8 protein-coding genes are annotated in these 15,166 nt (G+C 64.2%); 3 read left to right on the top strand and 5 right to left on the bottom strand.

All coding sequences use genetic code 11. The features are described from left to right. Positions 1-15: 15 nt before the first annotated feature. A complete protein-coding gene (locus tag ACN9MW_RS23445) occupies positions 16-171 on the bottom strand; it encodes a hypothetical protein (protein WP_426163226.1) in 156 nt (51 codons plus the stop codon). A gap of 143 nt (positions 172-314) precedes the next feature. Then, positions 315-719: a VOC family protein gene (locus ACN9MW_RS23450; protein ID WP_426163229.1), complete on the bottom strand. Its 405-nt coding sequence runs from the start codon at positions 717-719 to the stop codon at positions 315-317. A 281-nt stretch (positions 720-1,000) separates the two neighbouring features. Between ACN9MW_RS23450 and ACN9MW_RS23455 the strand changes: the two genes are divergently transcribed. Then, entirely contained in the window at positions 1,001-1,234 is a 234-nt protein-coding gene (locus ACN9MW_RS23455; protein WP_426163230.1) for a hypothetical protein, read from the top strand. 58 nt (positions 1,235-1,292) lie between these two features. Here ACN9MW_RS23455 and ACN9MW_RS23460 read toward each other — a convergent pair whose 3' ends face one another. Genes ACN9MW_RS23460 through ACN9MW_RS23470 form a run of 3 tightly spaced genes read right to left on the bottom strand, consistent with a single transcriptional unit; the run spans position 1,293 to position 12,390 of the window. Further along, the gene (locus ACN9MW_RS23460; RefSeq protein ID WP_426163232.1) at positions 1,293-2,495 is read right to left on the bottom strand and encodes a hypothetical protein; all 1,203 of its coding nucleotides are present in this window, start codon (positions 2,493-2,495) and stop codon (positions 1,293-1,295) included. A 2-nt stretch (positions 2,496-2,497) separates the two neighbouring features. Further along, positions 2,498-10,708, bottom strand: a complete 8,211-nt coding sequence (locus tag ACN9MW_RS23465; RefSeq protein ID WP_426163234.1) for a filamentous hemagglutinin N-terminal domain-containing protein — start codon at positions 10,706-10,708, stop codon at positions 2,498-2,500. Continuing rightward, the gene (locus tag ACN9MW_RS23470; protein WP_426163237.1) at positions 10,705-12,390 is read right to left on the bottom strand and encodes a ShlB/FhaC/HecB family hemolysin secretion/activation protein; all 1,686 of its coding nucleotides are present in this window, start codon (positions 12,388-12,390) and stop codon (positions 10,705-10,707) included. Before ACN9MW_RS23470 ends, ACN9MW_RS23465 begins: the two co-directional genes overlap by 4 nt. A gap of 127 nt (positions 12,391-12,517) precedes the next feature. Between ACN9MW_RS23470 and ACN9MW_RS23475 the strand changes: the two genes are divergently transcribed. After that, positions 12,518-13,192, top strand: coding sequence for a response regulator transcription factor (locus ACN9MW_RS23475; RefSeq protein ID WP_426163239.1), 675 nt, complete (start codon positions 12,518-12,520; stop codon positions 13,190-13,192). Continuing rightward, the gene (locus ACN9MW_RS23480; RefSeq protein ID WP_426163241.1) at positions 13,192-15,117 is read left to right on the top strand and encodes an ATP-binding protein; all 1,926 of its coding nucleotides are present in this window, start codon (positions 13,192-13,194) and stop codon (positions 15,115-15,117) included. Before ACN9MW_RS23475 ends, ACN9MW_RS23480 begins: the two co-directional genes overlap by 1 nt. Positions 15,118-15,166: the final 49 nt, after the last annotated feature.

Below are 15,166 nucleotides of genomic sequence, written 5' to 3' on the forward strand. Positions count from 1 at the left end.
TTGATATTTTTGGAATCAGTTGCCGGCCAGGGCGTCTGCTACCTTGTCCATCTGGGAGGCCTTGGCAATGGCGTTGGCCGGCTTCTTCTCATCTTTTTGAGATTCCTTGGCCTGGGCCGGGGGCGGCACCGGCAACGTGGAGGCCACGCGCACCGTATCCATGGCATACATTGATATCCCAAGCCCCACCGTTCCGATCAATAACCAGCGTACCCATGAGGACAACACGATAGCCTCCGGCAAATTTTTCTACTAATGAGTTTAGTGTCGAAATTTGCCGGGATTCTATTCTATTGTCACAAGGGCTGAAGATTTTACTGCTGAGGTTGCTGGGCCATGTAGACCAGCTCCCAGATATGGCCGTCCAGGTCTTCAAAGCCATGGGCGTACATGAAGCCATAGTCTTTCGGTTCACGCGGCGTCTTGCCGCCCGCCGCAACGGCCTTGCGCACCAGGTCGTCGACCTCTTCACGGCTCTCGCAGGACAGGCAGACCAGCACCTCGGTGGCCTCTTTCGCATTGGCGATCGGCTTCGACGTGAAGGTACGGAAAAAGTCCTCGACCAAGAGCATCGCGTAGATGCTGCCGTCGTGGATCACCATGCTGGCGGCGTTTTCGTCGGTGAACTGCGGGTTGAAGGTGTAACCCAGCGCAGCGAAGAAGGCCTTCGACTTTTCCAGGTTCTTGACGGGCAGGTTAACGAAGATTTGCTTGTTCATTTGGGCCTCTCGAAAAAGGGATTTACAGGGTGGTTTGTAAACCTACGACGAGGCAGCGCTCCGGAAATCGACATCCGAGGAAAAAAAAATTTAACGCATCCCAACGAAGTATGCTCCTCGCGAATATAGCACCCAGGTCCCGCCGAGAATTTCGCAAATTGTCACAAACACAAATATTATCAAATAATACAAATATGTGACAAATCGCGTGCTAGATTCATGGTCTCACCTGGAGCACGAGCGCTCCGGGTTTTCAAAATCCCTCAAAGTCAGGAATAAGCATGAATAAAGTAATCTTTGCTGCGGTGTGCGCGATTCTCATGTCCGGTTGCGCTGACATGCCCTCGAAGGAAACCGCTGGGACAGCTGCCAAGGAAGAGACATATACCACGACGGGTTCCCGCATCCCGCGCAAGGTGAGCAGCACCGCACGCGCCGATGCAGCCATCCTGGATAAGGACGAAGTGGAGCGCCAGGTGCAGAGCCAGGGAAGCACCAACACCATGGGCCGCTAATCATCGCAAACAAGCCCGCGAACCTGGGACCAGGCTTGCGGGCTTGTTTGTCGGAACGTTAGTTCTTCACCGCCACGTAGGCAACCCGCAATTTGGCCGGCCCGCTGCCACCAGCCGTTTCCCCCACCGGTCCACGCACCGGAACGCCCAGCAAGCTCACTTCCACCATCGCCTTGTGCACGTCGATTCCGCTGAAAAGCGCCACGCCTTGCTGGCCGATCGGCACCCCCATGGTCGCCGCTTTCGGTCGCCACTTCAACGCGCGGAAGGAATCGGCCAACTTTACGCCGGCCGCAGCCAACCGGTTGCGTTCCGCCGCATCCGGCGACTGGCTCGTGCTCCACAACAAGTTGACCTGGACCAGCTTGCCGCCGGGGCCATCAAAGATATAAGTCACGCCCGCCGGTCCCGGGCCAGGCGACAATTGCGCCAGCGGCAGCACCAGAACCCGCGCACCGCCCGGCAACTTCGCTTGCTGCAGCAGCTTGGCTTGCTCCTTGAAGTCGGCGGCTACCGCCGCCCTCACCTGCTGTTCATCCATGCCAAACCGCGCGCTGCGAAAGCCTTTGATTTCATGCAGCGCATCTTGCGCCGCGTTGGCGACGAAAGTCTGGCGCAGCACCGCCGGGCCGGCAGGCGCGGCACGATGCTCCTGGCGTCGCTGAGCGCCAGGTAGCTCGACATCGAACGCGGCGCCCCCGAGGCGGATCTCGACGCCGGCACCGGCCTCATCGCGCCCGGCAAAGACCACCAACTCGCCCGGCGCAACCACCCGGCCGCGTGCGGTCGCGAACACCGGCCACTGGTAGCCAATCTGCTCGCTCGCCAGCGCCGCCGCGGCCGACAGCAGCGGCGCACGCTCCGCTTCAGCAGGATTGCCGGCGATAGACCAGGTACTGTGCACGCCGACCAGCCGCCGCTCATCGGTGCTGAAAACATAGCTGATACGCGCCGGCCCCGGCCCGGGCGCCAGCGTCGGCAGCGTTACCTCCAGCGCCAGCGTGCCGGCGGCATCGTCCGCGCCCATCTGCGCCGTCGCCAGGGCACTCGGCCAGGCAGCGGCAATTGCCGCCTTGACCTGCGCGATATCCATGCCCCAGCGCGCGCCACAGGCGCCGGAAATCTTCGCCGGCTCGCCGCGCACCGTCCAGGAATGCGGCTGGCCGCTCAGGGAAACTTCTTCGCGCGGCTGCTGCGCCTGCACGGCCGGTCCGGCGGCGAGGCCCGCCGCGACCAGCGCGGCACACAATGTCTTCTTCATAGTCATTTGTTCCAGGTTGCGTACTTCAATTCGCCGTCCACCACCTTGAGCGTCACGCCCATTCTCGCGGCTTCGTATTTCACATCGAATTGCTGCTGCCAGAAATCGGGCTTGTTGCGCGAGAATTCCACAGCCTTCGCGGGATCGGTCTTCAGCAGGTCGACCATCTTGCTTTGCCATTCCTGCTGGTTCTTGACCATTTGCCCGGTTGATTTCAGCAGTTCTCCATAGCGATACATGAACATATTGTTGTCGCTGCTGCCACGATTGCCGTAGTTCCACTCAGGGTTTTGCGACAGGTAAGCGTAGCGCGCTGCGGGATCATCCTTCAGCGACAGGCCATGCTGGTCGAGGCCTGGCTGCCGCTCAGTATTGCTCACCGTCGGCGCGAAGCCGCTGGCGACAGCGCCAACGTCGATCCCCAGGTTGAACTTGAATTCGATACCGCCGATGCCGATCGCGGCGCCAATGTCCATGCTCAGGTTGATCACGCCGTCCGAATAGCCGGCGCCGATGGAGATATTGCCGCCCACAATGCCAGGCGTATAGAGCGTTGCGCCGCCGCCCACGCTGCCAAGGCCGTATTGCAAGCCGCCGTTGGCGCCGAGGGAGGAACCCACGCCCGCCATGCCGCCCTGCGTCATGGTCAGCAAGCCGCCGACCAAGCCGTAGCGGTAATTGGTCTGGGCATAGGCGAAGGTTCCAGTGGTGACGTCCACGTTGCCCGATACGCCGCCGCCCAGGTTGCCGCTGACGCCGGCATTGGCGTACACGCCCACCGTGGCATCCGCCCCAATGGTGACGCCGGTGCGTCCCAGCCGCAGGTTCGCTTCCGCAGCTCCCTGCGCGCCGGCGGTCAGGTCCATTGGGCCGCTGCTGATGGTGATATCGACGTGGCCTTCGGCAGACGTCGAGAGCTTGACGCCAGTGACGCCGAATGAAGCGAGCGCTGTGACGACGCCACTTGCCTCGGCATCGGCCGACACGCCGTTGGATGTGCCAAGGTCGGCGCTGGTCCCTGCGCCAACCGTGGCGCCGGCGCGATTCGGACCGAGTTCCGTATCGGTGACGGTGCCGTCGCCGTCCACCAGGCGGCCAGGATTTGGAGCCGGTGCGTTCTGCTCTCCCCAGGTCTTTTCCAGGTCGGTCTGGTCGCGATCGATGATGGTGGCCGATGGCGGCCGCACCGGCAGGTTCCTGGACTCGACCAGGTTCAAGCCGAAGCTGGCATTGGAATAGACGTCGTAGGTGCCGATCGTGTTCACGCCGCTTGGAACGCCGAACCTGCCATGGGCGACTGGCATCAGGCGGTAATTGCCCGCATTCGCGCCGACCAGCCCTGCTGCTTCGTAGTAATAGCGGCCTTGCGGCAGCACGGTGTCCAGCGGCACCATACCGTTCAATTGCGGCACATAGATCGCGGTAATGGCGTCCACGGACTCGCCATTGGGCATCGGCACGCCGCCGATGGTTTCCAGCTTGATCGTGCCATGCTCGCCGATTTCGCCGTAGCTATCCAGCACGTTGACGCTGCTGCCGGTCGAGTAACGCAGCCACAGGGGCTTGATGGTCAGGGTACCGGGCAGGTTGCCGCTGGTGGCCAGCGTATAGTTTTTCGCGCTGGCGCCAGTCAGTTCGGTGACCACCTGGAAGTAGGTGCCGACCGGGGTCCTGGCATCCACCGTCATCGGCTTGCCCTGCAAGTCCAGCACGATGACCTTGCCATCGAGCTGGTCGCCTGCCAGTGCGCCCGGATAGACTGGCTTGCCAAGGTCAACGCCTTGCACCAGCTGCGAGCAGCTCATGCCATCGCAATCCTTGTAGAAGCCGTACTGGCCGGTGCCGGCAGACACCGTCCAGTTCAGCGCCTTCGGCGCCACACTGAGCTTGCCGCTGCTGCGGCCCGTGAGCACATAGTTGCCGGCTTTGGCGCCAGTCAATTGGATCTGGTAGTTGTAGTCGCCGACATTGACGCGCTGGTCCAGGTACAGGTTACGGTCGGACGCGCTGCCCGGCGTCAGTGCCTGGGTCGTGAGCCCGGCCCCGGACAGCATGAAGGACACGTCGTCGCTTCTGAACAGCACGTCGTTCGCGTTGCCAAATAGGGCCGAAGTGCCATACACAGTGTTCGCCTGCTCCGGCGCATTCAGTGCGATGGCGTGCGGCGTAATCACCAGCTTGCCCGCCACGGAACTGACGTTGTCGATCACGTAATTATTGGCATTGGTGCGGCCCAAGCCTTGCAGCGAAGTGACGCGCGCCTGGTAGGTGCCGGCATCGGTCTGTCGGCCATAGGCGACTTCCTTGCCGCTGGCATCGTAGTAGGACTGCTTGCCAGCCAGCGCTTCGCCGGACAAGACGCCGCTGAAGGTTGGGGCCAGACGGTCCAGCCAGAAGGTGCCGTTGATATCGCCGTACTCTACGCTGGTGCCGGCGCCAATGGCCGACACCTGCCTTTGCGCGATACGGATGGTGCCGATATCCGTTTTCGACAGCGTGTAGTTGCGTGCCAGGTCTGCCGGCAGTCCCACGGTGGAACGGTAAGTGCCCGCGTCAATACGGTCGCCAGGGCCGGCTGTGCCGCCGCTGTTCCACACGTCAAAGGTCCGGCCGACTGCGCCAGGCGTCGGCGATGCCAGCGTGGTGAACATGTTCCACCAGTTCGGCACGTCGCCGGCAATCCAGCCGGTGACGGTGGCGCGCCCCGGATTGCTGCCGTAGACCATGTCGTATGGTCCGCCAAAACTCACGTCCAGGCTGCGCTTGTCAACCTGGAACCGGGCCTCGCTGCTGCTCGGGCCAACCGAGATCACCTTGCCGGTCTGCGAATCGAGCCAACTGGCGCCGGACTGGGTAATGTACTGGTGCTGCGTTCCGGTGCCGGACAGCCCGCTCGGCCGGAACGTATAGGTACCGGCAGGAGTGCGGCTGGCCACCACTTGTGGAATGCCTTTGTCGTCGAGCAGGTCGCCGGTTACCTGCACATTCCTTGGATCGCCATGGAAGCCGTTCAGTGTTGCCTTGGTATCCGGCGCAATGCCGTAGGTCGACTTGCTCAATGATGGGTAGACGACGCTGACCGGTCGCGGTACGACGTCGATCATGCCAAACAGCCCGGTCGGACTTGCGTCCGGAATGTAGTAGTTACGGGCATCCACGCCGCCCAGGGCGCCGCCGACATAGTAAGTGCCCGGGATTGCATCCGCCGGCAGCGATTTCGCCGCGCCGCCCGGCAATTGGAAGTTGGCGTCCAGGTTCATTTTATCGCCCGCCAAGGCCTGGTCCCTCAGGAAGGACAGGTAGGCGCCGCCGGTGCTGCCATAGACCAGGCTCTTGCCCATGTCCAGCCCGCCCCACTGGGTGCGCACGGTAAAGCTGGCATCCACTTTGCGTGGAATGACGGTCAATTCGGCGATAGTGTTGCCGCTGGTGGCGAGGACGTAGTTGCCGGAATCCAGGCCGCGCAAGCCGCCGGGTTTGGTGGCGTAGGTGCCCACGTTCAGGTAGCCGCCGGATGAACGGCTTTCGCCGACCAGCGAACCGACGTTGATGGCCACATTGTCTTCCGGGAAGGCCGGGGTGAAGTCGACGAACACCCACACCGGGCTAGTATCACCGTAGGTACGGGTGGTCCGGTCGTCCGAGAAATAGGTGCGGTAATGCAGCGCCTTGGGCGTAATCGTGATCAGGCCATTCCGCGAGCCGGTATCGGTCACCGCGTAATTTGCCTTGTCACGGCCATTCAAGCCGATGTACGAGAGGATGGGCAACACATAATCACCCACCGGCAGCCTGGCATTGGGGTTGGTCCAGCTGCCAGAGAGCAGCACCGGAAGCGACACGTCGTCGCCATCCAGCACACCGTACAGGGTGTTCTTGAAATCGGCGCCGGTAAACAGGCGCGCGCCATATTCGTAACTTGCGACCGGGCCGCTATAGGTCAGTGTCTTGGGCTGCACGGTCAGCGTAGCGCTGCCATTGGTGGCGCCCACCGTGTAGTTGGCATTCGCCGCTACCTGTGCGCTCACCTGCATGGCGTAGCTGCCTGCCGGAGTGCGTGCTCCCAGCACCACCGGGCTGCCGTTCTGCGAGATGGCCACTTGGGTTTGCACTGCGAAGGAATCGCTGCCCACCAGGCCTTCCACCGTCACCGACGGCACGGCCAGCGTGCCGTACACCGACAAGGCATTGTTGATGATGACGTTCAGTTGCTTGGGCGTGATGACCATCTGGCCGGTCGCGTTGCCGGTGGCCGCAAACACATAGTTGCTTGCTGCCGAACCGCCCAGGCCAGTGACCGCTGCCACGTAGCTGCCGACGCCGGGCAAGGCAATGGGCGCGCCGTTGCCGTCCAGCGCCTGCAGCAACGGCGTGAGCGAATCGCCCGCCGCCACGTTGTTCAGCGTGACCTGGTTCGCAGGCGCGGCACCATACACCGAGCTGCCGTTGCCGACGTTCCAGGTCAGCGAGCGCTTCGCGATGTTCAGCACGCCCGGCGTGTGGCCGCTATCCGCTAGCTTGTAATTGTCCTGCGGAGAGGTTCGGAACAGCACGTTGACTGCGTAGCTGCCGGCCGGGGCGTGGGCATCGATCGTTTGCGAAGCGCCCAGGCCCGCAATCATCGGCACCGTGTTGATGGAGTCGCCCGCCAGCAGGCCGTTGAAGGTAAATGCCGGCAAGGTGCCGCCATCGCCATAGGTCAGGTTCAGCGTGCCGCCGGTATAGGTCAGCTCGCGCGGCACGACGGTAACGAGATTGTTCTGGCCGCCGTTCGGGTCCAGTTCGTAGTTCGCCGCGCCGCCGCCACTCAGGCCGCCCACGCGCACCGAGTAGAAGCCAACGGACGGCTTGCCGGTCGGGCTGGCACTGCCAGTGACGGTGCTGGATGCGATCGATTGAACGGGGCTTACCTGGTCGCCATTGATCACGCCCACCAGCGACGGCGTCGGCAGGTCGCTGCCGTATTGCTGGGTGCTGGCGTTGCCGCTCCAAGTCAATTGCTTGCGCGCGATGCTGAACACGCCGCCGACCTGTGAACCGGCCAGCGTGTAGCTGCCGGCATCGGCGCCACCCAGGCTGGTGATGGTCTGCGCGTACGCGCCCGCATTCGTGGTCGCGCTGGAGTTCGACAGGCGCGCGCCGCCGACATCGAAGCCAACCGGACCCGCCGTGAGATCGTCGCCTGCCAGCACGTTATTGAAGCTCAGGGCGCCTGCGGACGCCGGCGTGCCGTACACCGTCTGGACATTGCCGACCGAGTAGTTCAGCACACGGGGCGAGATCGTGAATGCCCCGGGGTCGTTGCCTTCCGCGGCGATGATGTAGTTGCCTGCGTCGCTGCCGGCCAGGCCAACTGCGGCGTAAGAGTACGAGCCGGCCTTGAGCCGCCCGGCTGGAGCGACGCCCCCGCCCTGCAGGATCGAACCCGCCACCGGGCTCACACTATCGTTGCCGACAATACCGCCCAGCACCACGTACGAACTGGCGCTGTCCGCATCGCCGTACACCTGGTTCGGATAGAAGGCGGCGAAGGTCAGCGCTTTGGGCGCCACGGCCAGGGAACCGGCCCAGCTACCCGGCGCCAGCTCGTAATTGCTCGCCGCCGCGCCGGTCAGCCCGATCACCTGGTAGGCATGCGCCCCTGCCCGCGTGGTCGCACTGAAGGCGTAGCCGTTGCCCACGGCGGACAGTGCCTGCTGCCCGCCGCCGTCGATGGTAGCGAGCGGCGCCAGCACGTCGTTGTTGACGACGTTGTCCAGCGTAACCACCGGGGCCGCCGTGCCGTACGTGCCCTGGTGGTTGCCCACCACCGGCGTGACGGACCGGCGCGTGATCGTCAACGGCATGCTGACTGGGCTCATGTCGATGAAATAGCTGCCAGCCAGGCCGTTGTTGAATGCCAGGCCCGCGCCGCCGGAAAGGCTGATGGTGCGAGTACCGGCGTTGGCTGTCACGCCGGGACCGCTGGTCGCCAGCGAGCCGCTCGCAAGAATGTCGCCCAGCGCATCGCTTGCAGTGCCGGAAGTGACGTGCAGGAGCTGGATGCCCAGGCCATCGGCGCCCGGATCGGCGTCGCCATACACTTTGCTGACAGCTGCATTGATGCCGTCGCCCAGCGCCAGCCGCGTGGCAGACCCGCCATTCAGCGAACCGATACGCGAGGTGATGCCGTCGGCGACGAACTTGAACTTGCCTTCACCGCGCAGGGCAGCCGTGGTTTCGTTGGTCCAGTCCACATGGCGCCCGCTCAGGGTCACGCTGGATGCGGAGACGCTCAGGTTGCCGGTCAGGCTGATGTCCTCGGCCACGTTGACGTTGTTCGTCAGCGTGATGTACGGCGCGATGCCGCCGCCCCAGCTCGCGCCAGGGGCAATCGTGGCCGACAAGCCATTGCCGGAGTACCCGCCCAGCGTGATGCCGCTGGCTTCGCTGTTGGTGTTGCCGGCGCCGTCGGACAGGTGCAGGGTCAGCTTGCCGTTGCTGTTGATGAAGTCGGCTCCGCCCAGTTCGATCGACGCCGCACCGGCGCCACGCTCGCTGTCGACCACGCCATTCGCTGCGCGGTCATTGGCGGTGATGCTCCAGTCGGCATCGGCGGTACCGAAAATGCCGTTCAGCGAAACCGAGCGCCCCGCCGCCAGCGCCAGCGAACCGGCCGGCGCCGCGCCTGCGCGGGCGACGATGCTGGTAAAGGTATTCCAGGTGATGTCCTGGCTGGCCTTCAGGCTGATGCTGGTACCGCCGCCGAGCAGCGCAGTAAGGTCGCCCGAATACAGGTGGGTGACGCCACTGGGGTTGTCGCCATAGCCGACGCTGCCGGCCGGGTCGCCCCCGGCATTGTCGTCGATCTGGATGTCCTGCGGATCGAGCAGCAGCTTGCCGCCCTTGCCCAGCGCAATGCGGCCGAGCGCCACGGATTGCACCGTGGACGCGGACGACACTTCCACCGCGCCGGCCGCTGCGGCGCCCCTCGCATCGATACCGCCGCGCATGACGGTCGCCTTGTCGCTCCACACGACTGCGGTGCCGCCCTCGCCTGCCGCGCCGCGAGCCGACACGTCGATGCTGCTCGCCGCATCGATGCTGGTGCGAGCAGCATTAGCCGGCGCCGAGCCGGCGGCAGCCGAGCCAAAGCGCTCCGTGTAGCGCCGCGCATCGTCCGAGCCCGCCTCCTGCTCCCTGCCGCCCTGGAAGGCGCCGCCGATGCGTACCAGGCCGCCGCGCGCATTACCGCTTGCATCCAGCCTGGCGCCGGACAGCGAAACCTCCTGCCCCCCGACGTCGATCCGACCGCCATTGGCCGCGCCAGGCGCTGCCGACGCGTCCAGCGTGCCCGACACCTTGACCGCACCGGCCGCACCACCTTCCAGCACGATCGCACCATCATGGCCCGACACGCTTTGCGCGCGGATGGTGCCCGGCATGTTCACCGCTTCGCGCAAGGCTGCGCGGACCGTTTCAGCCTTCAGCATGACGGTGCCGCCAGCAGCGTCGATCACGCCGCTATTGGTGACCAGCGCCTGCCCATCGGCCGTCACCGCATCGGATGGCAGCATCACCTGCAGGTAGCCATCGCCGGACAGGTCCAGCGTGGCCGCCTCGCCAGCGCCCAGCGCGACTTTGCCCAGCGGCGCGCTGATCACACCCTCGTTGCTGACGCTCGATCCCAGCAAGGCCACGTTGCCGCCCGGTCCGGTAATGATTTGCCCCTGGTTGACGACCGCTCCGCCCTTGCCCTTGAAGACATTGCGCCCGGCCATGAAATCGTCTTCCGACATGCCCAGCGTGGAAGCCACAAAGCCGGCGCGCGTATCGACCATGCCGGTCGGCGTAATCGCGATGCCATTCTGGTTGACCAGGAACACCGAGCCATTCGCCTTCAGGCTGCCCGCGATTTCTGAGGACTGGCTGCCCTTGACCACATTCAGCGTCGCCGCGCCGGCGCCCGGCTGTGCGAACGTCACCGTATTGCCCTTGCCGATGCTGAAGGAATTCCAGTTCACCACGGCGCGCTGGCTATCCTGCCGCAGCACCATGCTGTTGGCGTTTGGCGTGGAGATGCTGACTTTGCCGGCGCCCACGACGCCGCCCGATGGCATGGCCTGGCCATAGGCCGGCATTGGCGCCACGACAGGCAAGGTTGCGGCCACCAGCATCGGCCAGGCCATGTCGCGCCGCATGCGCGAACTACGCAGGATCGTCTTATTTCTCAAAATTGCACCTGTGCTTTGAAGAAGGCCTGGGTCTCGTACCGGCCATTAGGGCTCACGCGCCCGCGTCCAAATTCCCCCGACAGGCTGGCGTTGCGCCAGCCGGCCCGCAGGCCAATGCCGTAAGCCTCCGCATGGTCCGCCCGCGCTTGCGCCAGGCGTGTGTGAGGATGGGCATACGCGCCATAGGCATACGGCGCCAGCGACACAGCGCCCGGCAACTGCACCGGCCGCGACACTTCCTGCCGCACGACCCAGCCTCCGTCGTCGGAGAGCTGGCCGGCAGTGAGCGCCGACACGCCGTCCTCGCCATCCATGCCGAAGGTTTCGGCGCTCGGCAACACACCGCGCAAGGGCGCTTGCCCGCGCAGCACGCTGCGGCTTTGCATGCCCCAGGGCAGGCCAAGGTCGTAGCTGGCGTTTGCCTCCAGCTTGGTGTAGCTTGGACCCGCGCCCGCGCGCGACATCGGCACCTCGCTGGCTGCAATTTCCGCGCGGCTGCGGCCGCCGAACTTGCTGGTGCCTTGCGACAGGGTTGCGCCGGCCCGCATCTGGCCTTCGCCCATCGTCCCGCTCCAGTCGGCGCTGAAGCGCAGTACGCGCAAGCGGTCCAGGTCCTGGATGAAATTGAAGTAGGTCAGCGTATCAACCTGGCGGCTGGCCTCCGCCACAGCGGTCAGGGTCAGCTCCTGCTGGCGGCTGACGATGGCCGGATACACCAGCCGCAGTGAAGCGCGCCGCAACTGGCTGCGCGATGCCAGCGCAAAGAAGATGGGGCGCGGCTTGCTGTCCGAGACCGTGAATTCAGGATTCAGGCTCAAGCCGTTGTCAGCCAGCGGCAGGATCAAGCCGCCGCCGGCAACGCGGCGCCGCGCGTCGGTTTCGAACGCATGCCACAAGGGATAACCGCCCGACACATACAGGTAGGCCTGTTCGCCCATTCCCAGCAACTGGTTGGCGCGCAACTGCGCCGTCATCTGCCAGGGACCGATGCTGTCGGATTGGCGATTGTCGGACGACAGGCTGCCCACCACGCTATCCAGCAAACCTTGCAGCACCAGTACCGTGCCGCCGGGCTCAGAGCCCGCGCCCAGCACACTGCGCAAGGTCAGGCCATGTACCCGCCCCGCCAGCGTCAAGGCCCTTTCCAGCGCCTCGTCCTTCAGGTGGCGCCGGCCGAGCAGCGGGTGCAGGATACGTTCCACCGCCTTACGTGCAGCGGCCGGCACGGCGTCGAGGTTGAGGCGCTCAATGAAGCCGTCAAGGACCACCAATTGCAGCGCAGCGCCATCTACCAGCGACTGCGGAGGAATCACGACGCGCACCAGCGGATAACCTGCGGCGCGGTACAGGGCCTCGATGTCGTCGGCCAGGGCGTAAAAGTCGGCCCCCGAGATGCGCTGGCCGCGCAGCGGCGCAACCAGGCGTTCCGTTGCATCGGCAAATTCGGGGAAGCCGCCCTGCACCACCGCATTCCCCAGCGTGACGAACAGCTTGTCGGCATTGGGGGGCGGCGCCGAACGGGAAGGCTGCTGCGGCAAAACAACGGCAGGCTTGGGCGGCGCTTCCGGGCGCAAGTCGCGCGGGGTCACCTGGGGCGCTTGCTGTGCCAGCGTCGAGGCCGCCGGCAACAGGCAAAACAAGGTCGCACCCAGCAAGCGGGCGTGCAATGATTCAACAGACATGGATTATGGGAAAATGTGAAGTGTTACGCGCAGGAATTTGACATTATAATACCTGCAATGGTTTTAACAGTCTGTAGCACAAATGCACTACACGCCGGGTAACGCCGCAGCGCCGTAAAATGCCCGAATGACCGAGATTGAACTCATGGAAACGCCCATCGCCGTCGCCATCGTCGAAGACGACCCTGATTTCAGCAGTGCGCTGCGCCAGGTGGTGCAGGACGCCCCCGACATGCGCCTGGCCGGCCATGCCGCCACCCTCGCAGACGGCCTGGCCATGCTGGCCGGACCTGCCGCCGACGTGCTGCTGGTCGACCTTGGCCTGCCGGATGGTTCAGGGATTGCCGTGATCCGCGCCGCAGCCCAGCGCTGGCCCGGCTGCAACATCATGGTGAGTACCAATTTCGGCGATGAGACCCATGTCATGCGCTCGATCGAAGCCGGGGCCGCGGGCTACCTGCTGAAAGACAGCTCGCCGTCGCGCATGGGCGACGAAATCCGCAGCCTGGCCAGTGGCGGCAGCCCAATCAGCCCCATCATCGCCCGCCAGGTGCTGGCGCGCTTCCGCAGCCCGGCCCCCGCTACCGCAGCCACGGCGGATGACGGCGCATCGCAGCTCTCGCAGCGCGAAAAGGAAGTCCTGGACTACATCACCAAAGGCTTCACCGTACCGGAAATTGCAGGCCTGATGCAGCTCTCGCACTTCACCGTGCGCACCTTCGTGCGTCGCATCTACAGCAAACTCAAGGTAACCTCCAAGGCCGAAGCAATCTACGAGGCCCGCAACCAGGGCCTGGTCTGATGAACACCCGAACCGCACGCCTTGCCGGCGGCCTGCTGGCAATCCTGTCCTGCGCCGTGCTGGTTGCTGCCGCCCTGCTCTACCTGGGCGGCGGCCATGCTGGCGATACACGCATCCACCTCACCCGCGCCAGCTGGCTGCAGCAAGAGGCAGAAGCCTTCACCACTCCACCGCAGTCCGTAACGAGCGCATTCCTGGCTGGAGAATGGCAAAGCGTAGAACTGCCTTTCCGCCCCCGCATTGCACTGCTGCGCCAAGCCGCATCCGGCCGCGCAGACGAACAGGCGCAGCATGTGAGGGTCAGTTGGATCAGGGTCGACGTGACAGGGCCGCAGCAAGGAGCGGAGGCCCTCGCTATCTACGGCGCCCGTATCAAGACCGACGGCACGGTGGCTGTCTACATCAATGGCCGCCTCGCTCATCGCTCGCAGCAGAACGGTCCGCTGTACAACAGCACTCGCACCCCGCTCTGGATTACGCTGGAACCCGGCCAGGCGCCGGTAAAGGAAATCCTACTGCGGCTCGAACACACGCCGCGTTCGCAAGTTGCCCTCTCTTCGCTCTGGCTCGGGCCAGCAGATGTGCTGCGACCGGCCTTCCTGGTTCGCGAATGGGTACAAAAAGAGCTGCCTGCATTATTGAGTTCCGCCTTCATGGCGGTTGGCCTGTTCGCGCTGTTCGTCTGGTTCCGCCGGCCGCAGGACATCGCCTACCTGCTGTTCTTCAACCTCTCCGCCACCTGCTTCCTGCGCGGCCTGCATTTCTATGTGTCCCTGCCCATCGCCAACAACTGGTTCGCCTGGCTGACCGTCAATTCCCTGTTCTGGCTCGTGCTGGCGGTGCATTTCTTCCTGCGCCAATTACACCACCGGCCGCTGAAATGGCTGACCCGCAGCCTGGTTGGCATCACCGCGTTGATCGGCGTGCTCACCACGCCGGTGCTGGCAGTGCTGCCGAATATGCCGACCGTCACGCCGATGATCTATCCGGTAGCAGCCCTGATGTGCCTTATCGCCAGCTTTGTCGCCGGCTTCCTCTCGTGGAAGCACTCCAGCGAAGGCCGGCTGGTCGTGGTTGGCCTGCTGCTGTGCATCGGCATGGGGATGACCGACTGGCTGCTGCAAAATAACTTCATCAGCGTGGAAGGCTTCTACATGGGCGCCTACATGCCGGCGGTCTGTTTCGCTACGTTCGGCGTGCTGCTGTACCGGCGCTACGTATCGGCCATCGCCGAAGTGGAACAAGCAAACGTGCGTCTGGCCGAGCGCCTGAAAGCACGCGAAGCGGAACTGGAAGCGAGCCATCGCCGGCTGCGCGAAAGTGAACTGCGCCAGACCATCAGCGACGAACGCCAGCGCCTGATGCAGGACATGCACGACGGCCTCGGTTCATCGCTGATCGGCGCCATCCGTTCCGTCGAACATGGCAAGATCAGCGGCGACCGCGTCGCACAGATCCTGAAGGATTGCCTGGACGATCTCAAACTCACCATCGACTCGATGGAACCGGTCGATGCAGACTTGCTGTTGTTGCTGGCCACCCTGCGCTTCCGCCTTGAACCGCGCCTTGAAGGCTCGGGCGTGCGCCTGATTTGGGAAGTACGGGAGGTGCCGACTTTGGAGTGGCTGACGCCATCAAGCGCCCTGCACATCCTGCGCATTGTGCAGGAAAGCATAGCCAACATCCTGCGCCACACACGGGCGACCGAAATCCGCGTAGCGACCAGTGCGCATGAGGAAGGCATCCAAATTTCAATTGCCGACAATGGCGCAGGCTTCGACCTTGCCGCCGCACTTGCCAGCGGCTCGGGGCGCGGCCTGCAAAACCAGCAACGCCGCGCAGCAGCATTGAATGGCAGCGTAGTGTGGGACTCGAGAGCCGCGGGCACGACCTTCACCCTCTTGTTGCCGCTACAGGCGAATTAAACGTCAGTTCGTGTTCGGATACCCATGCCATTTCCCTCAGCTTAGCAAA

Source organism: Pseudoduganella sp. R-34 (assembly GCF_049904655.1).
Lineage (GTDB): Bacteria > Pseudomonadota > Gammaproteobacteria > Burkholderiales > Burkholderiaceae_D > Rugamonas.